The sequence below is a fragment of the Variovorax boronicumulans genome (assembly GCF_009811375.1).
In the GTDB taxonomy this organism is placed as follows: domain Bacteria; phylum Pseudomonadota; class Gammaproteobacteria; order Burkholderiales; family Burkholderiaceae_C; genus Variovorax; species Variovorax boronicumulans.
This window is the reverse complement of the sequence record NZ_BKDH01000004.1, coordinates 117192-136422: the sequence shown is the minus strand read 5'-3', so window position 1 is coordinate 136422 and position 19231 is coordinate 117192. Positions and strand designations below refer to the sequence as shown.

The following is a 19231-nucleotide window of genomic DNA, read 5'->3' as shown; positions in this document are numbered from 1 at the left end:
TTAGACTCGAAGCCTCCCCCTGGCTCTCTTTTTCGAGGCACATCCCATGTTCGGCATCGCTGACTACGGCGCATTCGTCGCCGCCATCGTCCTGTTCCTTCTGATTCCCGGTCCGGGCAATCTGGCGCTGATCACCTCGACCAGCAAAGGCGGCATTCGTGGCGGCCTGGCAGCGACCTTCGGCGTGATCCTGGGAGACCAGGTCCTGATGTGGGCGGCGGTGGCGGGCGTGTCGGCCGTGCTGGCCGCCTACCCGGCGGCCTTCAAGGCGGTGCAGTGGCTGGGCGCCGCCTACCTGGCGTGGCTCGGCCTCAAGATGCTCCTGGCCAAGCCCGGCGCGGCACCGATCCTGAACATCCGCCCGAGCCATTTCCTGCGCCAGGCGCTGACGATCACCTTGCTGAACCCCAAGGCGATCGTGTTCTACATGGCCTTCTTCCCGCTGTTCGTCGATCCGGCGCGCCACCAGGGTGTCATCACCTTCGGCGCCATGGCCGTGACCATCGCCGCGCTGACCTTCCTGTACGGCCTGACCTCGACGCTGCTCACGCACTTCCTGGCCGAGCGCATCCGCGCCAATCCCCGCATCTCGGCCATGCTCGAAAAGCTGGCCGGCACCTTCCTGATTGCCTTCGGCATCAAGCTCGCGATCTCGCGCTGACCGACCCCGACGACCCGCACTGACGACACATGGCCAAGATTTTCTGCATCGCCAACCAGAAGGGCGGCGTCGGCAAGACCACCACCACCGTCAATCTCGCCGCCGGCCTGGCCAAGGTGGGCCAGCGCGTGCTGATGATCGACCTCGATCCCCAGGGCAACGCCACCATGGGTTCAGGCATCGACAAGCGCCAGCTGGAGCTCACGGTGTACGACGTGCTGCTCGAATCGGCCTCGGTGGCCGAGGCGCGGGTGAAGTCCGACAAGCTCGTGGAGGCCGAAGCCAGCTACGACGTGCTGGGTGCCAACCGTGAGCTGGCCGGTGCCGAAGTCGAAATGGTGGCGCTCGACCGCCGCGAAAAACGCCTGCGCACCGCGCTGGCCGCCGTTGGCGCCGAGTACGACTTCGTGCTCATCGACTGCCCGCCGAGCCTGAGCCTGCTGACGCTCAACGGCCTGTGCGCGGCCCACGGCGTGATCGTGCCGATGCAGTGCGAGTACTTCGCGCTCGAAGGGCTCACGGACCTGGTCAACACCATCAAGCAGGTGCACGCCAACCTCAACAAGAACCTGCAGATCATCGGCCTGCTGCGCGTGATGTTCGATCCGCGCATCACGCTGCAGCAGCAGGTGAGCGAGCAGCTCAAGTCTCACTTCGGCGACAAGGTGTTCGACACCGTGATCCCGCGCAATGTGCGCCTGGCCGAAGCGCCGAGCTACGGCCTGCCGGGCGTGGTGTTCGACCCGTCCGCCCGCGGCAGCCAGGCCTTCATCGCCTTCGCCGAAGAGCTGGTCGCCAAGATGCCGCCCGCGAGCGCCTTTGCCTCGGGCGCGGTGGCACCGCCGGTCACGCCTCCGCCGCGCGTGGTGCCCGACCTGCCGATTCCCGACGATGTGCTGGCCGCTGCGCCTTCTGCTTCCGTCGCCGATACCGACCAAAACCCCGTCTGATGCTCGCCCGATGGGCGGCAGGCGCTATCAAGTTCGTAGCAACCAGCCATGAGTGAACCCCGCATCCTGCTGCTGCCCGGATGGCAGAACAGCGGCCCTGGCCATTGGCAGACCCGCTGGGAGTCGGTCTACGGCGACCGCCGCGTCGACCAGCACGAGTGGATGCGCCCGCTGCGCGGCGACTGGTCGATCCGCCTCGAAGAAGAAGTGCTGGCCGCGCCGGGCCAAGTGGTGCTGGCCGCGCACAGCCTCGGCTGCATCCTCACCGCCGCCTGGGCGGCCCATTCGCGCAACACGCACAAGGTGCGCGGCGCGCTGCTGGTGGCGCCCGGCGACCTGGAGCGCGACGACCTGCGCCAATTGATTCCCGGCTGGGCGCCCATCGTGCGCCAGCCGCTGCCGTTTCCGGCCGTGCTCATCGCCGCCAACGACGACCCGTACTGCGAAGCCTCGCGTTCGAAGCAGTTGGCCAGCGACTGGGGCGCACGCTTCATCGATGCCGGCACCGGCGGCCACCTGAACGCCGAATCCGGCCTGGGCGACTGGCCCGAAGGCCGGAAACTCCTGAACGACCTCTCGAAAGACACGCACTGATGGCGACCAAGAAACCCAAGGGCCTGGGCCGCGGCCTCGAAGCGCTGCTCGGCCCGACGGCCGCACCCTCCGCCGATCCGCTCGGCAATGGCAGCGACCGCGCCACGGAAGAGGGCGGCGCCCCGCAGAACCCCAACACCCTGAAGCTCGACCAGATGGTGGCCGGCGTCTACCAGCCGCGCACCCGCATGGACGAGGGCGCGCTGTACGAGCTGGCCGAGAGCATCAAGGTGCAGGGCATCATGCAGCCGATCCTGGTGCGCCGGCTCGATGCCGAATCGGCCGCGGCCAAGAACGCCGAGTACGAAATCATCGCGGGCGAGCGGCGCTTCCGTGCCGCCCGGCTCGCCGGCCTGGACACCGTGCCGGTGCTGGTGCGCGACGTGCCCAACGAGGCCGCGGCGGCCATGTCGCTCATCGAGAACATCCAGCGCGAAGACCTCAACCCGCTGGAAGAGGCCCAAGGCCTGCAACGCCTGGTGACCGAGTTTGGGCTCACTCACGAAATGGCGGCCCAGGCTGTGGGCCGTTCGCGCAGCGCCGCCAGCAACCTGCTGCGCCTGCTGAACCTGGCCGAACCCGCGCAGCTGATGTTGATGGCCGGCGACATCGACATGGGCCACGCACGCGCGCTGCTGTCGCTCGACCGCGGCACGCAGATCACCGCGGCCAACCAGATCGCCGCCAAGAAGATGTCGGTGCGCGAAGCCGAGGCGCTGGTGAAGAAGCTCGCGGCCGAGTTCACGCTCACGCCCTCGCGGCGCGGCAATGCCGGCGAGAAGTCGCGCGACCTGCAGCGCGTGGAAGAAGAGCTGGCCGACCTGCTGACGGCCGAGGTCGAGGTGCGCATCAAGAAGCGCACGAAGCGCGGCGAAAGCGGCGAGCTGGCGATCCACTTCGGCTCCATCGAGGCACTCAACGGACTCATCGAGCGCATCCGCCGAACGGCCTAGTTCGGCTTGCGTTGCGAAGACGGACCCCAGCGTTCGTTTGATTGATTCCTGCAATCCTTTGCGCGTATCCTCGATCGCGGTTTTTCTTTCAGCCCTGCAAGACCACCACCATCGAAACGAGGGAGTCGACCATGCCGTTCTTCGCCACCAAGTTCCCGCTCGCCGCAGTCGCCGTCGGCGCACTGCTGCTCACGGGCTGCGCCACCACCGACATGCAGATGGGCAGCCAGTCGGCCAAGACCATGGCCACGGGCAGCGCCGCCGGCGGTGCCACCTCGGGCGAGAGCAGCCAGCTCGAGCGCTGCGAATCGCCGCTCGGGACCGTCTCGCTGGTCGAGAACGTCAACGCCGGCTGGTACACCATCCTCACGGGCGAGTACCGCCTGCCGCCTACTGCAAATCTGTTGCGTTTGCTGGTACAGCAGTCGAACTGCTTCATCGTCGTCGAGCGCGGCGCGGCCGGCATGAACGCGATGACGCGTGAACGCGCGCTGCAGCAGTCGGGCGAGATGCGCGGCGGCAGCAACTTCGGCCGCGGCCAGATGGTGGCCTCCGACTACGGCCTGTCGCCCGAGATCGTGTTCAGCAACAGCGATGCCGGCGGCATCGGCGGCGCGCTCGGCGGCCTTGTGGGCGGCGGCCGTGGCCGTGCCATCGCGGCCGTCGGCGGCAGCCTGCAGACCAAGGAAGCCAGCGCCTTGCTGACGCTCATCGACAACCGCTCGGGCGTGCAGGTCGCGGCAGCCGAGGGCAGCGCCTCCAAGACCGACTTCGGCGCCTTCGGCGGCTTGGCCGGCCGCAGCGGCGCCGGTGGCCTTGGCGGCTACACCAACACGGCGCAGGGCAAGGTGATTGCGGCAGCCTTCATGGATGCCTTCAACCAGATGGTTCGTTCGCTGCGCAACTACAAGGCGCAGACGGTGCGCGGCCAGGGCCTGGGCGGCGGTGGCCGCTTGGGCGTCGATGGTGGCGCCGCGCCTTCGCAGACCTACGTGCCGCCGGAGCCGGCACCGGCACGTCGCCGCAGGTAAGAACAGGACGCGGGCCTGCGGGCCACGAAAAAGCCCGGCGCTCTTGCGAGCCGCCGGGCTTTTTCATTGATGCGTGATCGCGAGGGATCAGAGGCTGAAGATCTTGCCCGGGTTCATGATGTTCTTCGGATCGAGCGCGCGCTTGATCGTGCGCATCATGTCGATCGCGCCCACGCCGGCTTCGGTCACCAGGAAGTCCATCTTGTGCAGCCCAACGCCGTGCTCGCCCGTGCAGGTGCCTTCGAGCGCCAGCGCGCGGCTCACCAGCGCGTGGTTCAGTTCTTCGGCCTTCACGCGCTCTTCGGGGATGTTCGGGTCGAGCAGGTAGCCGAAGTGGAAGTTGCCGTCGCCCACGTGGCCGACGAGGAAGTAGGGGATGCCGCTGGCATCGGCTTCGGCCACCGAGTCGAGCAGGCAGTCGGCCAGGCGTGAGATCGGCACGCAGGTGTCGGTCGAGATCACGCGGCAGCCCGGGCGCGACTGCACGGCTGCGAAGTAGCTGTTGTGCCGCGCGGTCCACAGGCGCGTGCGTTCTTCCGGCGTGCTGGCCCATTCGAAGGCGTTGCCGCCGTGGCCGCTCGCGAGTTCCTGCACCGTCTCGGCCTGCTCCTTCACGCCCGCGGGCGAGCCGTGGAATTCCATCAGCAGCATCGGCTCTTCGCGCAGGTTGAGCTTGGCGTAGGCGTTCACCATGCGCACCGTGTTCACGTCGATCAGCTCCACGCGCGCGATCGGCACGCCCAGCTGGATCGTCTCGATGGTGGTGCGCACCGCGGCCTCGATGCTCGGGAACGAGCAGATCGCCGCCGACACCGCCTCGGGCAGCGGGTAGATGCGCAGCGTGACCTCGGTGACCACGCCCAGCGTGCCTTCGCTGCCCACCATGAGGCGCGTGAGGTCGTAGCCGGCCGACGACTTCTTGGCGCGCGTGCCGGTGCGGATGATGTCGCCGCTGGCCGTGACCACCTCGAGCGCCAGCACGTTCTCGCGCATCGTGCCGTAGCGCACCGCGTTCGTGCCGCTGGCGCGCGTGGCCGTCATACCGCCAATGGAGGCGTCGGCGCCCGGGTCGATAGGGAAGAACAGGCCCGTGCTCTTGATCTCTTCGTTGAGCTGCTTGCGCGTGACGCCGGGTTGCACCGTCACCGTGAGGTCGTCGGCGTTGATCGACAGCACCTGGTTCATGCGCGACACGTCGATGCTGATGCCGCCTTGCACGGCGAGCAGGTGGCCTTCGAGCGAGGAGCCCACGCCGAAGGGAATGACCGGCACGCTGTGCTCGCTCGCGAGCTTCACGGCATCGGCAACATCTTGCGTGCTTTCGGCGAACACCACGGCCGCGGGCGGCGGTGCGTCGAACGACGACTCGTCGCGCCCGTGCTGCGTGCGCACCGCCATCGCCGTGGAACAGTTGTCGCCGAAGCGCGCCTTCAGCCCGTCGATCAGGGCCGCGGGAACGTCGCGCAGATGAAGCGCCGGCATCAGGTGCGAGGTGGAAGTCGGGGCGTTCATCGGGCGTCTCCTGGAGGGGCTGAGGGGGATCGGTCATTTTACGGAGCGCGCACCATAATGCGCTTCGGTAAAAGACATGAACCCCACGACCCTTGCAGCCCTCGCGGCCTTTCCCTCGCAGCTCGAAGCCCACTACGCGGCCATTCCCCAGGCCTTCCGGCACTGGGCGCCGCCTTCGTGGGAGGGCGTGCCCAGCGAGGCCTTCACCGCCATCGAGCAGCTGTGCCATGTGCGCGACATCGAGATCGAGGGCTACCACGTGCGCTTTCGCCGCACGCTCGCCGAGACCCATCCGACGCTCGCATCGATCGACAGCGAGCCGCTGGCCATCGAGCGCCACTACGGCGCGGCCGACCCTGCAGCGGTGCTCGCCGAGTTCCGCCTGGTGCGCGTGCAGACGATGGAAATCATCTCGCAGTTGAGCGACGCGCAGCTCGCGCGCACGGCCGTGTTCGAGGGCTACGGCCCGCTCACGATGCGCAGCCTCATCCATTACCTGTGCAGCCACGACCATCAGCATCTGGCCGGACTGCAGTGGCTGGCCGGCAAGATCGACGCCGCCGGCCTTTCGACCTGAACCGAGGAGCGCCCATGGGCAACCGACTTTCCCAGATCGCCACCCGCACCGGCGACGACGGCACCACCGGCCTGGGCGACAACACCCGCGTGCCCAAGGACCACCTGCGCGTGCACGCGATGGGCGACGTGGACGAACTCAACTCGCACATCGGCGTGCTGCTGTGCGAACCGCTGCCAGAGCCCGTGCGCGAGCTGCTGGTCGATGTGCAGCACCAGCTCTTCAACCTCGGCGGCGAACTCTCGATGCCGGGTTTCACGCTGCTCAAGCCCGAGGCGCTGCTGCAGATCGACAACGCACTGGCCGACCACAACGCCGCCTTGCCGCGCCTGGCCGAATTCATCCTGCCCGCCGGCACGCGCGCCGCTTCGCTCGCGCATGTGTGCCGCACCGTGGCGCGGCGTGCCGAGCGCGCCGTGGTGTCGCTGGGCGCCACCACCGAACTCAACGACGCGCCGCGCCAGTACCTCAACCGGCTCAGCGATCTGCTCTTCGTGCTCGCACGCGTGCTCAACCGCATGAACGGCGGCGACGACGTGTACTGGAAGAGCGAGCGCATGGCCCGCGCGGCCGCCGCCGAATCCGAAGACCACTCCCAGGGGACGACGCCATGAAGAAGCTTCACATCACCACCGCATCGCTCGCCGTCATCGCTGCCGCGCTCTGCCTGCCCGTCACCGCGCAGGCGCAGAGCGCCGACAACCCGCCCCAGGCCGAACGCGCCCACACGATCAAGTCGCCCTCGCGCAGCGGCAAGGTCGTGGGCAGCGTGCAACGCGGCACCAACGCCGCCGGCCGCGGCGTCAACCGCGCCGATGCCGCCACGCGGCGCGGCGTGAGCAACGTGTCGGAAAAAGCCAGCCGGCCCGTGCGCAACGTGGGCGAGTCCTTCGGACGCAAGCTGGCACCGGGCTCCAGCGGGCGCGCGGCGCCGCCGCCTGTGGGGCCGCAGGGCAACGCGCCCTGATTCACTGCTGCTGCTGTTCGTTCAGAGCGACGCTCCCGCCGACGGGGTACCTTGCTCCGCGAATGTCCTCCGCCCTTCGGGCTCCCCCTTAATTTCGCTGCGCAAGGCACCCCATCGGCGTGAGCGTTGGGCGGTGCAGCCGTTGATCGACCGGCACAACGACAGCGCTCAGCGGGCGCAGGACACTGGGTGCTTCCCGCAGCGAAATTAAGGAGGAGGCCGCAGGCCGGGGGACATTCGCGGAGGGAAGTACCCGGTGGCCTGTGCACGCGCCCCGAATCCAGCCTCAAGAAAACGAGAAGACATGGCAAGAAACATAGAGATCAAGGCCCGCATCGACAGCGTGGACCGCATCGCAGAAATCGTCGCAACGCTCACCGACCAGGGCCCCATCGAGATCGCGCAAGACGACACCTTCTTCCGCTGCGAACACAGCGCCGACCGCCTCAAGCTGCGCACCTTCGCGCCCGACCGCGCCGAACTCATCTTCTACCGCCGCGCCGACAGCACCGGCCCGAAGGAATCGTTCTACCTGATCACGCCGACCGCCACACCCGACGCGCTGCGCGAATCGCTCACACTCGCCTGGGGCCAGGCCGGCCGCGTGCGCAAGCAGCGCCGCCTGTTCCTCGTGGGCCGCACGCGCGTGCACCTCGACCGCGTCGAAGGCCTCGGTGAGTTCCTCGAACTCGAAGTGGTGCTGCAGGACGGCGAGCCCGCTGAGGCCGGCGTGGCCGAAGCCCATGCGCTCATGGCCCGGCTCGGCGTCGCTGAAGACCAACTGGTGCAGGGCGCCTACGTCGACCTGTTGCGCGCGCAGGCCGCCTGAGCCATCGGGCAGCCGGCGGGCACGCGTGCCAGCAGGTCTTGCCGCAGCGCGTTCAGCTCGGCGATCTTCTGGTCGATGACCGCGACCTTGTCGGCCAGCAGCGCCGCGATCGCCTGGTCGGGCGCGGCCGACTCCCACACCGCGGGCAGGTTGTCGCCGATCTCGTGGAGGCTGAAGCCGAGCTTCTGCGCGGTGCGGATGTAGCCCACCATCTGCACGGTTTCCTTCGCATAGACGCGGTAGCCGTTGCTGCCGCGCTCTGCACGGATCAGGCCGCGCTCTTCGTAGAAGCGCAGCGTGTCGCGGCTCAAGCCCGTCGCCGAAGCCAGCTGGCCGATCTGCATGGTCGTGGTTCCTTCGCCGAAGAATGTGCTTGACCCTGGAGCGTACCCGAGGCTTTAGCTTCCGGGGCTTCTTCACTCCCGCAGGGCTCTTCTTCATGATCGCGCTTCCCACTTACCAACGCATCGTCCGCGCCAGCGCCTGGTACGACCTCGTGGTGACCATCGGCTTCGCCACGCCATGGACCTTCGCCGCCGTGCACACCCTGCTGCTGTGGACCATCCAGACGCTGCAGCTGCCAGGCAGCTTTCCGGCCTTCGACCCCGTGCACATGCTGATGGCCAACCTGCTCGGCTCGGTGGTCACCGTCTGGGCCGTGCTGCGCATCCGCGATCCGCGCCTGCGCTATGGCCGCTACGACGCCGTGGCGCGCTTCCTGTTCGCCACCTGGCAGATCTACGCCGTGACGCAGGGCGCCAGCCTGATCATCCTCGGCTTCACCGCGATGGAACTGCTGTTCGGCGTGCTCGAGAGCCTGCCGGTGCGCGGCGCGACCGCACGCACACCGATGCGCGCCGACGACCGCGCCACAGGCCTCAGCGCCAGCCCGCAGCCTTGAGCTGCTCGGCGAGTTGCTGCGCCACCTGGGCGTAGCCCTTCGCGTTCGCGTGGATGCGGTCCGAGCGCAGGGCTGCATCCGACAGCACGCCCGAATACACACCGGCGACCAGCAACGCCTGCCCCGACTTCGCGACCTCTTCGTAGAACGGCGCGTCGCTGAGCGAGCCGACCACCGCGCGCATCGCATCGGGCGCCGGCGTGGCCAGCACCGCCACGTGCGACGTGTGCGCGCGCGCCTGCTCGATGAGTGCCGCGAGGTTCTCGCGCGTGCTGGCAGGCGACACGCCGCGCAGCATGTCGTTGCCGCCGATGCCGATCAGGATCGCGTCGTAGCTGTTGGCGGACAGCAGCGCGGGCAGGCGCTCCAGCGCACCCGCCGAGGTGTCGCCGTTGACCCCCGCGTTCTCGACCTGCCAGCCCGTGAGCTCGCCCAGCTTCGCGGGCCATGCCGTCTCGGGCGACGCACCGTAGCCGAAGGTCAGGCTGTCGCCCAGCGCCAGCACGCGGGCATCGGGCTTCAACGCGTTGGCTGAGGCCTTTCGTTTGCCGCATGCGGAGAGCAGCAGGGCGGAGGCCGGCACGCCGGCGAGCATCTGGAGGAGGTGGCGTCGCTTCATGTGGCGCGCAGCTTAAACGAGGCCGCGCGGCCGTTGGCGCTTGCCCCTTCGCTTGCTCGGAAAGCGCATAAGCCTCTCCGTTTTCGTTCCTTCCCGGCACCGGGACAGCGGCGAAGAATCGCGGCCTCCACGCCGATTCGTTCATCCCTTCACTGCCACCGAGGTCCGACGCCATGCTGCCGCCGCTGTTCACCCGCCATCGTTTCCTGCGCCATGCGGTCGCACTGTCCGCCGCCTTGCTCACCGCGCCGCTCGCGGCCTGGGCCGCACCCGCCAGCGGCGAGCCCGTGTGGTTCGGCGTGAGCGGTCCGCTCACCGGACAGAACGCGCAGTACGGCGCGCAGTGGAAGGCCGGCTTCGACCTTGCGCTCGAGCACATCAACGCGCAGGGCGGCATCCACGGCCGGCCGCTGGCCTACAACTTCGAGGACAGCCAGAGCGACCCGCGCCAGTCCGTCGCCATTGCGCAAAAACTCGTGAACGACAAGCGCGTGCTCATCGAACTGGGCGACTTCTCCAGCCCCGCCTCGATGGCCGCCTCGCCCATCTACCAGCGCGCGGGCCTCGTACAGCTGGGCTTCACCAACTCGCACCCCGACTTCACCAAGGGCGGCGACTACATCTGGAGCCCCTCGATCAGCCAGGCCGACGCACAGCCGCTGCTGGCCGATCTGGCCGTGAAGACGCTGGGCTTCAAGCGCATCGCCGTGCTCTTCCTGAACACCGACTGGGGCCGCACCAGCAAGGACGTGCTCGTGAAGGCCGCGCAGGAGCGCGGCGCGCAGCTCGCCATTGCCGAGGGCTACCAGCCCGACGAGAAAGACTTCCGCTCGACCCTGGTGCGCGTGCGCGACGCCAACCCCGACGGCGTGGTGCTCATCTCGTACTACCCCGACGGCGCGCTCATCGCGGGCCAGGTGCGCAGCGTGGGCCTGAAGCAGCCCATCGCCGCCGTGGGCTCGGTCTACTCGCCCAAGTTCATCGAGCTCGGCGGCGCGGCCGTGAACGGCATCCACACCAACACCGCCTTCTATCCCGACGAGCCGCGCGCCGAAGTGCAGGCGTTCGTGAAGAGCTTCCGCGCGAAGTACAGCAAGGAGCCCGACGCCTTCAACGCCTACGCCTACGACGCCGTGGTGTACGCCGCCGCCGCGCTGCGCCAGGCCGGCCCGAAGGCCGACCGCAAGGCCGTGCGCGACGCGTTCTACAAGATCAAGGACGTGCCCAGCGTCATCTTCGGCAAGGCCACCTTCGATGCGCAGACGCGCCGCGTGATCGGGGTGAAGAGCGTCAATCTGGTCGTGAAGGACGGCAAGTGGGCGCAGATCGACGAGAAGGCGGCGGCGCTGGCATCGGCCAAGTAGATGAGCTTCACCTCCTTCTTCGACCACACGGTCAACGGCCTGATCATCGGCAACATCTATGCGTTGCTGGCGGTCGGGCTCGCGCTGATCTTCGGCGTCTCGCACCTCATCAACTTCGCGCACGGCTCGGTCTACACCGTGGGCGCGTACATCGGCTGGGCCAGCATCACCTACCTGCACACGCCGCTGCCCATCACCATCGCGCTGGTGGTGCTCGGCAGTGGTGCGCTCGGCATGCTCATCGAGCGCGTGGGCCTGCGGCCATTGCAGGGCGCCGCGCGCATCGCGCCGCTGCTGGCCACCATCGGCATCAGCTTCGTGCTCGACATCCTCGTGCAGCTGGTGTTCAGCCCCGACCCGCGCGCGCTGCCCACGCAGCTGCCTGACTGGCGCCTGCAGATCGGCACCGGCACCATCGGCGCGCTCGACCTCTTGATCGCGGGCATCGGCATCGCGAGCGCGGCCGTGCTGTTCGGCTTCCTGCGTTTCACGAAGCTGGGCTGGGCCGTGCGCGCCACCGCGCAGGACCGCGACGCCGCGCAGCAGATGGGCGTGGACGTGAACCGCGTGAACCAGACCGTGTTCGCCATCGCTGCCGCATTGGGCGGGCTCTCGGGCCTGCTGGTGGGCATGTACTACAACAACATCAGCCCGGCGATGAGCTTCCAGGCCACGCTCAAGGGCGTGGTGGCGACGGTGGTCGGCGGCGTGGGCAACGTGCCGGGCGCCATCGTCGGCAGCCTGATGCTGGGACTCATCGAAAGCTATGGCGTGGCGATCCTCGGCACGCCGTACCGCAACCTGTTTGCCTTCGCGCTGCTGCTGGTCATCCTGGTGTGGAAGCCCAACGGCCTGTTCGGTCGCCAGCGCGCGCTGCCGCCCGAGCCGCTCACCGGTACCTTCATCGCGCCGAGCAAGCCATGGCGCGTGCCGCCGCGCCTGTTGCTCGCGCTCTTCGCCGCGGCCGTGCTGCTGCCGCTGTTCGATCCGTCGCCCTACGTGCTGCAGACGCTCACCAACGCGTGGCTCTACGGTGCGCTCGCATTGAGCCTCACGCTGGTGGCCGGCACCATCGGCCAGATCTCGCTGGGCCATGCGGGGCTGCTGGCCATCGGCGCGTACGCCTCGTCGCTGCTGGTGCTCGACCTGCACCTGCCCGTGGGCACGGGCATCGTGGTCGCGGGCGTGCTCACCTCGCTGATCGGCACGGCGCTGATCTTCCCGGCCTTCCGTCTGCGCGGGCACTACGTGTCGATCGCCACGCTGGGCATCGGCGAGATCGTGGCGCTCACCATCCTCAACTGGGAAAGCCTCACGCGCGGGCCCATCGGCGTCTCGGGCATTCCGCCGCTGTCGCTGTTCGGGCGCGATGCGTCGTCGAACGAGGCGATCTACTGGGCCTCGTTCGGTGCGCTGGTGCTGCTGGCCCTGCTGCAGTGGCGCCTGCTGCGCTCGCACCTGGGCCGCACCTTCCGCGCGGTGCGCGAAGACGAGGTGGCCGCGCGCGCCTACGGCGTGAGCCCCGACCGCTACAAGGCGCTGGCCTTCGGCTTCGGCGGCTTCGCGGCCGGCGTGAGCGGCGCCTTCACCGCGCACATGTACTCGTACATCAACCACGAGACCTTCGGCTCGCAGATATCGATCCTCGCGCTCACGATGGTGATCCTCGGCGGGCTCGGGAACATCAGCGGCGCGCTGCTGGGTGCGGTCGCGCTCGTGAGCCTGCCCGAGCTGTTCCGCGTGACGGCCGAGTACCGCATGTTGATCTACGGCGTGGCACTGCTTCTGTTGATCCGCTTCCGTCCCCAAGGCCTGCTCGGCACCGTCTGAAAGAACCCCATCCCATGAGCCACCTCAACGACTACCTCGCCGAGAAACGCGCCGCCGTGCTGGCCCGCAACGCCGCCGTCGCGGCCGGTACTGCGCAACCTTCGCAACTCAAGGCCAGCGTGCGCGCCGAAGGCCGCAGCGGCGTGCGCCGGCTGCGCATCCGCGAGCACCAGGTCATCAGCGACAGCCCGCCCGATTTCGCGGGCTACAACCTCGGCCCGAGTTCGCCCGAGCTGCAGCTGGGCGTGCTCGGCACCTGCGTGACGCACATCTTCCTGATCCAGGCGGCCGAGCGCCAGGTGCCGCTCGAAAGCCTCGAGGTCGAGGTGACCGGCGTCATCGACCCGCGCGGCGGCAAGCCGGGCCACGAGCAGACGCCCATCTGGCCGCACGAGATCGGCTACACCGTGCACATCGATTCGCCCGCCAGCCGCGAAGAGATCGACGCGCTGTTCGAAGCGGTGGAGCGCAACTGCCCCATCCTCAATCTGCTGCGCAACCCGCAGGCCATTCGCGCCGAGGTGAAGCTCGTGAACTCGAAGGCGAAGGTCGCCGATGCCGTCGCTGCTTGAGGTCCGCGGCCTCGTGCGCCGCTTCGGCGGGCTCACGGCCGTCAACGCCGTCGACCTGCAGGTGGGCGAGGGCGAACTGCTGAGCGTGATCGGCCCGAACGGTGCCGGCAAGACCACGCTGTTCAACCTCGTCACCGGCCTCGACAAGCCCGATGCCGGGCAGGTGCGCTTCGACGGCCACGACATCACCGGCCTGCCCGCGCAGCAGCTCGCACAGCGCGGCCTCGCGCGCACCTTCCAGCACGGGCGCGTGTTCGCGAACCTCTCGGTGCTCGACAACGTGCTGGTCGGCGCGCACACGCGGCTGCGCGCCGTGAAACCGCGCGTGGGCGGCGTGCCGGGCCTCGGGGCGCTGGCCGAGCTGGCGCTCGCGCTGGTGCAGCCAGGGGCGGTGCGGCGCGAGGAAGAAGCGTTGCGCGACGAAGCGCGCGAGATCATCGCGCTCTTCGGCGAACGCCTCACGCCGCGCACCGACCATCCGGCCTACAGCCTCTCGTACGCCAACCGCCGCCGCGTGGAGATCGCGCGCGCGCTCGCGCTGCGGCCGCGCCTGCTGCTGCTCGACGAGCCCACGGCCGGCATGAACGAGAGCGAGACGGCCGAGATGCTGGAGATCATTCGCGGCCTCAAGGCGCGCGGCCAGACCATCCTGCTGATCGAGCACAAGCTGGACCTCGTCATGCAGCTGTCCGACCGCGTGGCCGTGCTCGACGACGGCCGCAAGATCGCCGAAGGCCTGCCCGACGACGTGCGCAACGACCCCGCGGTGATCGAGGCCTACCTCGGCCATCGCCAGGTCGGCGAAGCGCAGGAAGAAGCGGTGCCCGCATGATCGCCACCGTCGCGCGCACCGGCCTGTCGCCTTCTTCCCTCTGGGGCGAGGGGAGAGGCGACGACCTGCCTGAACGCGTTGTCACGCAAGCACCGGCGAGTGCGGTGGCGCCCCTGCTGCAGCTCCAGAAGGTCAACAGCTTCTACGGCCCCGTGCAGGCGCACTTCGATCTCGACATCGAAGTGCGCAAGGGCCAGATCGTCAGCCTGCTCGGCGGCAACGCCAGCGGCAAGTCGACCACGATGAAGATCGTGCTCGGCCTGCTCAAGCCGCGCTCGGGCGAGGTCAGCTTCAACGGCGAATCGACGCTGGGCCTGAGCACGCCGCAGATCATCCGCAAGGGCATCGGCTCGGTGCCCGAGGCGCGCCGCCTGTTCCCCGCGATGACCGTGCGCGAGAACCTGCTCATGGGCGCCTATGCGCGCCGCGACCGCGCGGGCGTGGCCGACGACCTGGAACGCATGCTCGAGCTGTTCCCGCGCGTGGCGCAGCGCCTGGGTTTCCTGGCCGGCACGCTCTCGGGCGGCGAGCAGCAGATGGTGGCCATGGCGCGCGCGCTCATGGGCCGGCCGCAGCTGCTGTGCATGGACGAGCCCACCATGGGCCTGTCGCCGCTGTACGTCGACAAGGTGCTCGAGCTCATCGCGCGCATCAACGCGCAGGGCGTCTCGGTCTTCATGGTCGAGCAGAACGCCAGCCTCGCGCTGCAGATCGCGCACCACGGCTACGTGCTGCAGACGGGCCGCATCGTGCTCTCGGGCCCGGCGCGCGCACTGCTGGCCGACGCGCGCATCCGCGACGCCTACCTGGGCGGCGAGGGCGCCGCCCGCACTGCCTCCTGACCACGACGACCCCTTTGCCGAGGAAGACCTTCACCATGCCCCTGACCCTCGACCACGTCGTGATCGCCGTGCACGACCTCGAACGCGCCATCGCCGACTACGCCGCGCTCGGCTTCCACGTGCTGCGCGGCGGCGACCATCCGGGTCGCAGCACGCACAACGCACTCGTCGTGTTCAGCGACGGCAGCTACTTCGAACTCATCGCGTGGCGCGAACCCGCGCCCGCCGAGCGCTGGTGGCAGCTGCTGCAACGGCACGGCGAAGGCATCGTCGATTTCGCCCTGCTGCCGCGTGACACCGCCGTCACCGTGGCCGATGCGAAGGCGCGCGGCCTCGTGCTTGAAGGCCCGCTCGACGGCGGGCGCGTGCGCCCCGACGGCGAACACCTGCGCTGGCAGACCGCGCGCCCCCCGTCGGCCGATCTGCCGTTCCTGTGCGGCGACCTCACGCGGCGCGCCCTGCGCGTGCCCGAGGGCGCCGCGCGCGTGCATCCCAACGGCGTGCTCGGCGTGGCCAGCCTGGCCATTGCCGTGCGCGACCTCGACGCCACGCTGGCGCGCTACCGCGCCTTGCTGGGCACGGTCTCCGACGACGCGAGCACGCACATCGGCGAACCCGTGGCCGTGCCTGCCAGCCAGGTGCGCGTGGCGGTGATCGCTTTGGGCAGCAGTGTGCTCGTGCTGTCGTCGCCGCGCGACCGTGCGCCGGTGGCGGAGCTGGGCGGCGACGCGCTCGCGCAGCGCCTCGCCGTGCGCGGCGAGGGCCCTTACGCGCTGGTGCTGCACACCGACCGGCCGCAGTCGACTGGCACCTTCGACCTTGCACGTGCGCACGGCGCGTGGATCGAGCTCGACCTGCCGCCGGTGGACGCGCTGGAAGCGCAGGGCCGCGTGCGCGCCGACGCGGCGAACAGCACGGTGGGCGGGTAGGGCGCAGCCCTAGCGGCCGCCCAGGTGCGCCTTGCGCAGCGCGGCCCGCATCTTCTTCTGCAGCGCCGGCCCGCCCTTTTCCAGCGCGGCCGCGGGCGCGCCGCTCTCGGCCGTCACGGGCCGGTGCTTGCGCCCCCAGATGCCGAGCTGCGTGATCACCGGCAGCAGGTCGATGCCCACGGGCGTGAGGCTGTAGAGCGCCTTCTGCTTGTGCGTGGGGTCGTCGGTCTTGCTGAGCACGCCGTGCGCGACCAGCGTGTTCAGCCGCTCGGTGAGGATGTTCGAGGAGATGCCTTCCTCGGACTGCAGGAACTCGCGGAAGTGCCGCTTGTCCGCAAACATCAGGTCGCGAACGATCAGCAGGCTCCAGCGGTCGCCGACGACTTCGAGCGCGAGGTTGATCGGGCACAGGGACTTCTGCTGGATGGCCATCGGGATTCCGCGGGTTCAAGAAACTGCTTGCATTTTCGCATCGGTTTGAGAATACTGAAACTGCTTGCATTTCAAGATCGGTTTGCGCAAGCGACCTGAAGGAGACTCCGATGCGAAAGCTCATCGTGCAAATGCAGATGTCGGTCGACGGGTTCGTGTCGCCGGCCAACGGCGACCTCGACTGGCAGCTGTGGGGATGGGGCGACCGGTGGCGCTGGGATGCGGCGCTCAGGCGTGACTTCAACGCCGTGTTCGCGGGTGTCGACACGCTCCTGCTGAGCCGCAAGATCATCGAGGAGGGCTATCTCGATCACTGGGGCCACGCCGCGACGCGCTTTCCGGCGAACCCCGACTACGCCTTTGCCCAGCGGATCGTCGAGGCGCGCAAGGTCGTGCTCACGAACAAGCTGCAGGCCTCGCGCTGGGAGCGCACCGACATCGCACGCGGTGCCATGGCCGACGAGGTGAATGCGCTCAAGCGCGAGCCGGGCCAGGACATCCTCAGCATCGGCGGTGTCGGCTTTGCGTCGTCGCTCACGTCGGCAGGGCTGGTCGACGAGTTCCAGTTCTTCGTGAACCCCACGGCCGTCGGCGCGGGCCGCTCGGTGTTCCACGACACGCGCCATGGCCATGCGCTGCGCCTGCTCGGATCGACCGCTTACGACTGCGGCATGGTGGTGAACCGCTACGCGCCCGCGTGAAGTACGTCACGCGCGTGAAGTACGTCACGCGCGTGCAGGACAACACGCCGCGGAGATACCTGCGCTTACCGGATTTCATCTGACGGTGACCTGACGCACCCGAAGCAGACACACGCGCTGCACAGAATGGAGGCGTCATCACAGACACACCAAAGGAGTTCCAGATGATCTTCCGTACCAAGCGCCTGACCACTGCCGCCGTTGCGGCGCTCGCAATGTCCCTGGCGGCAGGCAGCGCGCTGGCGCAAGATCGCCGGGGCGACGACCACCGCCCGGGCGGCGGCCGCTACGAGCAGCGCGATGACCACCGTCCTGGCGGCGGTCGCTATGACCAGCGCGACGACCATCGCGGGCATCGCGGCCCTCACGCCGGCTATCGCGGCGACCAGGACTTCCGCGACGGCCGCCAGTTCGACCGCCGGGGCTTCCCGCAGCCGCACAGCGAGTGGCGCCGTGGTGGCCGCGTGCCGACCGAATACCGGGGCCGCAACTACGTGGTGAATGACTGGCGCGCCTACCGCCTGCAGCAGCCGCCGCGCGGCTACCAGTGGGTGGGCGTGGGTGGGGACTACGTGCTCGCGGCCATTGCCACCGGCCTCATCGCGCAGATCATTGCGGGTCAGTAAGCCTTCGCACCGCGTTCACGTCACGCACATGCAAAAACCGCCACAGGAGACTGTGGCGGTTTTTCTTTGGGGAACTGGGGGAGGGGCTTGTCAGGCCACCGCGGTGGCGGCCGATTGGGCGCACACGTTGCGCCCGGTGATGGTGAGGCGCAAACCGCCGCCATGCCATTCGAGCCAGTTGAGATCGACGTACGCGTCGATGTCGCGATCGTCGATGCGATCGGCCTGGCGGCTTTGCAGCAGCTCGACCGTGGCGGGCAGGGCACGTTTCAGGCGTTCGCGCTTCTCCGCTGCATCGGCCGCCTTTTGGGCGGCCCGGGTGGCCTGTAGTTGCTGCTGCTGCGAAGTCGATGCCATTGCTGATCCGTTCCGGAAGCCAAGGAATTAACCCGAATGTACGCCGCTTGTGTGAAGCTGCGCGCATTCTTTTCAACCCTGGAGCCGGAAGTGTCGATTTCGTTGCGCTTGAGCTAAATCTCGTAGTGAGACACCTTGACCTCGTCGCCCAAGGCCTTCTCGACAATCGCGCGTGTCAATGTCGGCGCAAACGACTCGATGAACGCGTAGACATATTTGCGCAGGTAGGTGCCGCGCCGCACCGCGAGCTTCGTGAGGTTGATGCCGAACAGCCGCCCCGCATCGAGCGCGCGCAGCTGGGTGTCGCGCTCGGCCTCGTAGGCCACGCCGGCGACGATGCCCACGCCCAGGCCCAGCTGCACATAGGTCTTGATGACGTCGGCGTCCATCGCGGCCAGCACGATGTTGGGCTGCAGGCCGCGCTGTTCAAACGCCTCGTCGATGCGCGAGCGGCCCGTGAAGCCGGTGTCGTAGGTGATCAGCGGATGCTGCGTGAGTGCTTCGAGCGTGAGCGGCGCGTCGAGCAGCGGATGCCCCGGCGGCACGATCACCGAGTGCGTCCAGCGGTAGCAGGGCAGGGCGACCAGCTGCGGGTAGTCGCCCAGCGCCTCGGTGGCAATGCCCACGTCGGCCTCGCCGTCGAGCAGCATCTGCGCGATCTGCTTGGGCGAGCCCTGGTGCAGGTGCAGTTTCACGTTCGGAAACTGCGCGCGGAATTCCTGCACCGCCACCGGCATCGCATAGCGCGCCTGCGAGTGCGTGGCCGCCACCGAGAGCAGGCCGCTTTGCTGCGCCACGAACTCCTGGCCCGCGTGCTTGAGGTTGCTGCTTTCCATCAGCATGCGCTCGATGATCGGCAGCACGTGGCCGCCGGGCTCGGTGAGGCCCGTGAGCCGCTTGCCGGCGCGCACGAAGAGCTCGATGCCGAGCTCTTCCTCGAGTTCGCGAATCTGCCGGCTCACGCCGGGCTGCGAGGTGTGAAGGGTGTGGGCGACCTCGGTCAGGTTGAAGCCGCAACGAACGGCCTCGCGTACCGAGCGCAGTTGTTGAAAGTTCATCGGGCGCGCAGGAGGTGAAAAGAGGTCCGGACCCCGGGTCGGGGCCGACCGGCGATTCTCGGCAGAAGGGCTTATGCAGGGAACGATGCGTTTG

The 19231-nt window shown here is 68.6% G+C and carries 24 protein-coding genes; 18 read left to right on the top strand and 6 right to left on the bottom strand.

The genetic code is table 11. The annotated features are described in order from the left end of the window. Positions 1–46: 46 nt before the first annotated feature. The 5 genes from VHAB30_RS25700 (at position 47) to VHAB30_RS25680 (ending at position 4189) form a co-directional block, all read left to right on the top strand. Positions 47–661 carry a LysE family transporter gene (locus VHAB30_RS25700; protein ID WP_159279059.1) on the top strand — a complete coding sequence of 205 codons (615 nt, stop codon included), beginning with the start codon at positions 47–49 and terminating at the stop codon, positions 659–661. 29 nt (positions 662–690) lie between these two features. Next, positions 691–1611, top strand: coding sequence for a ParA family protein (locus tag VHAB30_RS25695; RefSeq protein ID WP_062473764.1), 921 nt, complete (start codon positions 691–693; stop codon positions 1609–1611). Between the two features lie 48 nt (positions 1612–1659). Further along, positions 1660–2205, top strand: a complete 546-nt coding sequence (locus VHAB30_RS25690) for an RBBP9/YdeN family alpha/beta hydrolase (RefSeq protein WP_159279058.1) — start codon at positions 1660–1662, stop codon at positions 2203–2205. Then, positions 2205–3158: a ParB/RepB/Spo0J family partition protein gene (locus VHAB30_RS25685; protein WP_095743042.1), complete on the top strand. Its 954-nt coding sequence runs from the start codon at positions 2205–2207 to the stop codon at positions 3156–3158. Before VHAB30_RS25690 ends, VHAB30_RS25685 begins: the two co-directional genes overlap by 1 nt. A gap of 131 nt (positions 3159–3289) precedes the next feature. Continuing rightward, entirely contained in the window at positions 3290–4189 is a 900-nt protein-coding gene (locus tag VHAB30_RS25680) for a CsgG/HfaB family protein (RefSeq protein ID WP_070061439.1), read from the top strand. Positions 4190–4276: 87 nt separating this feature from the next. On the opposite strand, the gene VHAB30_RS25675 is transcribed toward VHAB30_RS25680, so the two are convergent. Further along, positions 4277–5701 carry an FAD-binding oxidoreductase gene (locus tag VHAB30_RS25675; protein ID WP_070061438.1) on the bottom strand — a complete coding sequence of 475 codons (1425 nt, stop codon included), beginning with the start codon at positions 5699–5701 and terminating at the stop codon, positions 4277–4279. Between the two features lie 76 nt (positions 5702–5777). Here VHAB30_RS25675 and VHAB30_RS25670 point away from each other — a divergent pair, with 76 nt between their 5' ends. From VHAB30_RS25670 to VHAB30_RS25655, 4 genes are all read left to right on the top strand, one after another. After that, positions 5778–6278 carry a DinB family protein gene (locus VHAB30_RS25670; RefSeq protein WP_159279057.1) on the top strand — a complete coding sequence of 167 codons (501 nt, stop codon included), beginning with the start codon at positions 5778–5780 and terminating at the stop codon, positions 6276–6278. Positions 6279–6292: 14 nt separating this feature from the next. Next, positions 6293–6892: a cob(I)yrinic acid a,c-diamide adenosyltransferase gene (locus VHAB30_RS25665; RefSeq protein WP_062473752.1), complete on the top strand. Its 600-nt coding sequence runs from the start codon at positions 6293–6295 to the stop codon at positions 6890–6892. Continuing rightward, complete coding sequence (locus tag VHAB30_RS25660) at positions 6889–7245, top strand: hypothetical protein (RefSeq protein ID WP_159279056.1); 357 nt, start codon at positions 6889–6891, stop codon at positions 7243–7245. The genes VHAB30_RS25665 and VHAB30_RS25660 overlap by 4 nt, the downstream gene beginning before the upstream one ends. 304 nt (positions 7246–7549) lie before the next feature. Next, a complete protein-coding gene (locus VHAB30_RS25655) occupies positions 7550–8074 on the top strand; it encodes a class IV adenylate cyclase (protein WP_159279055.1) in 525 nt (174 codons plus the stop codon). On the opposite strand, the gene VHAB30_RS25650 is transcribed toward VHAB30_RS25655, so the two are convergent. Next, entirely contained in the window at positions 8041–8418 is a 378-nt protein-coding gene (locus tag VHAB30_RS25650) for a MerR family transcriptional regulator (protein WP_159279054.1), read from the bottom strand. The genes VHAB30_RS25655 and VHAB30_RS25650 overlap by 34 nt on opposite strands. 95 nt (positions 8419–8513) lie before the next feature. Here VHAB30_RS25650 and VHAB30_RS25645 point away from each other — a divergent pair, with 95 nt between their 5' ends. After that, positions 8514–8975 carry a hypothetical protein gene (locus VHAB30_RS25645; RefSeq protein ID WP_139704714.1) on the top strand — a complete coding sequence of 154 codons (462 nt, stop codon included), beginning with the start codon at positions 8514–8516 and terminating at the stop codon, positions 8973–8975. Here VHAB30_RS25645 and VHAB30_RS25640 read toward each other — a convergent pair. Further along, the gene (locus tag VHAB30_RS25640; protein WP_139704716.1) at positions 8953–9594 is read right to left on the bottom strand and encodes a GDSL-type esterase/lipase family protein; all 642 of its coding nucleotides are present in this window, start codon (positions 9592–9594) and stop codon (positions 8953–8955) included. The genes VHAB30_RS25645 and VHAB30_RS25640 overlap by 23 nt on opposite strands. A gap of 173 nt (positions 9595–9767) precedes the next feature. On the opposite strand from VHAB30_RS25640, the gene VHAB30_RS25635 reads away from it, so the two are divergent. Genes VHAB30_RS25635 through VHAB30_RS25610 form a run of 6 tightly spaced genes read left to right on the top strand, consistent with a single transcriptional unit; the run spans position 9768 to position 15963 of the window. Further along, the gene (locus VHAB30_RS25635; RefSeq protein ID WP_159279053.1) at positions 9768–10958 is read left to right on the top strand and encodes an ABC transporter substrate-binding protein; all 1191 of its coding nucleotides are present in this window, start codon (positions 9768–9770) and stop codon (positions 10956–10958) included. Next, on the top strand, positions 10959–12788 hold the full coding sequence (locus tag VHAB30_RS25630; RefSeq protein WP_159279052.1) for an ABC transporter permease: 1830 nt from the start codon (positions 10959–10961) through the stop codon (positions 12786–12788). It abuts the gene before it with no gap. Between the two features lie 14 nt (positions 12789–12802). Beyond that, positions 12803–13360, top strand: a complete 558-nt coding sequence (locus VHAB30_RS25625; RefSeq protein ID WP_070061429.1) for an OsmC family protein — start codon at positions 12803–12805, stop codon at positions 13358–13360. Further along, positions 13344–14192, top strand: coding sequence for an ABC transporter ATP-binding protein (locus tag VHAB30_RS25620; protein WP_159279051.1), 849 nt, complete (start codon positions 13344–13346; stop codon positions 14190–14192). The genes VHAB30_RS25625 and VHAB30_RS25620 overlap by 17 nt, the downstream gene beginning before the upstream one ends. Then, entirely contained in the window at positions 14189–15034 is an 846-nt protein-coding gene (locus VHAB30_RS25615; protein WP_159279050.1) for an ABC transporter ATP-binding protein, read from the top strand. Before VHAB30_RS25620 ends, VHAB30_RS25615 begins: the two co-directional genes overlap by 4 nt. Before the next feature lie 35 nt (positions 15035–15069). Continuing rightward, positions 15070–15963 (top strand): VOC family protein, encoded by an 894-nt coding sequence (locus tag VHAB30_RS25610; RefSeq protein WP_159279049.1) that lies wholly within the window; start codon positions 15070–15072, stop codon positions 15961–15963. Between the two features lie 9 nt (positions 15964–15972). Here the strand turns inward: VHAB30_RS25610 and VHAB30_RS25605 are convergent, their stop codons facing one another. Further along, complete coding sequence (locus VHAB30_RS25605) at positions 15973–16395, bottom strand: winged helix-turn-helix transcriptional regulator (protein ID WP_095743055.1); 423 nt, start codon at positions 16393–16395, stop codon at positions 15973–15975. Between the two features lie 110 nt (positions 16396–16505). Between VHAB30_RS25605 and VHAB30_RS25600 the strand changes: the two genes are divergently transcribed. Both VHAB30_RS25600 and VHAB30_RS25595 read left to right on the top strand, forming a co-directional pair. Next, on the top strand, positions 16506–17096 hold the full coding sequence (locus tag VHAB30_RS25600; protein WP_159279048.1) for a dihydrofolate reductase family protein: 591 nt from the start codon (positions 16506–16508) through the stop codon (positions 17094–17096). A 164-nt stretch (positions 17097–17260) separates the two neighbouring features. Continuing rightward, the gene (locus VHAB30_RS25595) at positions 17261–17722 is read left to right on the top strand and encodes an RcnB family protein (protein ID WP_159279047.1); all 462 of its coding nucleotides are present in this window, start codon (positions 17261–17263) and stop codon (positions 17720–17722) included. Between the two features lie 90 nt (positions 17723–17812). Here VHAB30_RS25595 and VHAB30_RS25590 read toward each other — a convergent pair whose 3' ends face one another. Both VHAB30_RS25590 and VHAB30_RS25585 read right to left on the bottom strand, forming a co-directional pair. Next, positions 17813–18079 (bottom strand): hypothetical protein, encoded by a 267-nt coding sequence (locus VHAB30_RS25590; protein ID WP_062473728.1) that lies wholly within the window; start codon positions 18077–18079, stop codon positions 17813–17815. Positions 18080–18192: 113 nt separating this feature from the next. Next, on the bottom strand, positions 18193–19137 hold the full coding sequence (locus tag VHAB30_RS25585; RefSeq protein ID WP_062473726.1) for a CysB family HTH-type transcriptional regulator: 945 nt from the start codon (positions 19135–19137) through the stop codon (positions 18193–18195). Positions 19138–19231 lie beyond the last annotated feature (94 nt).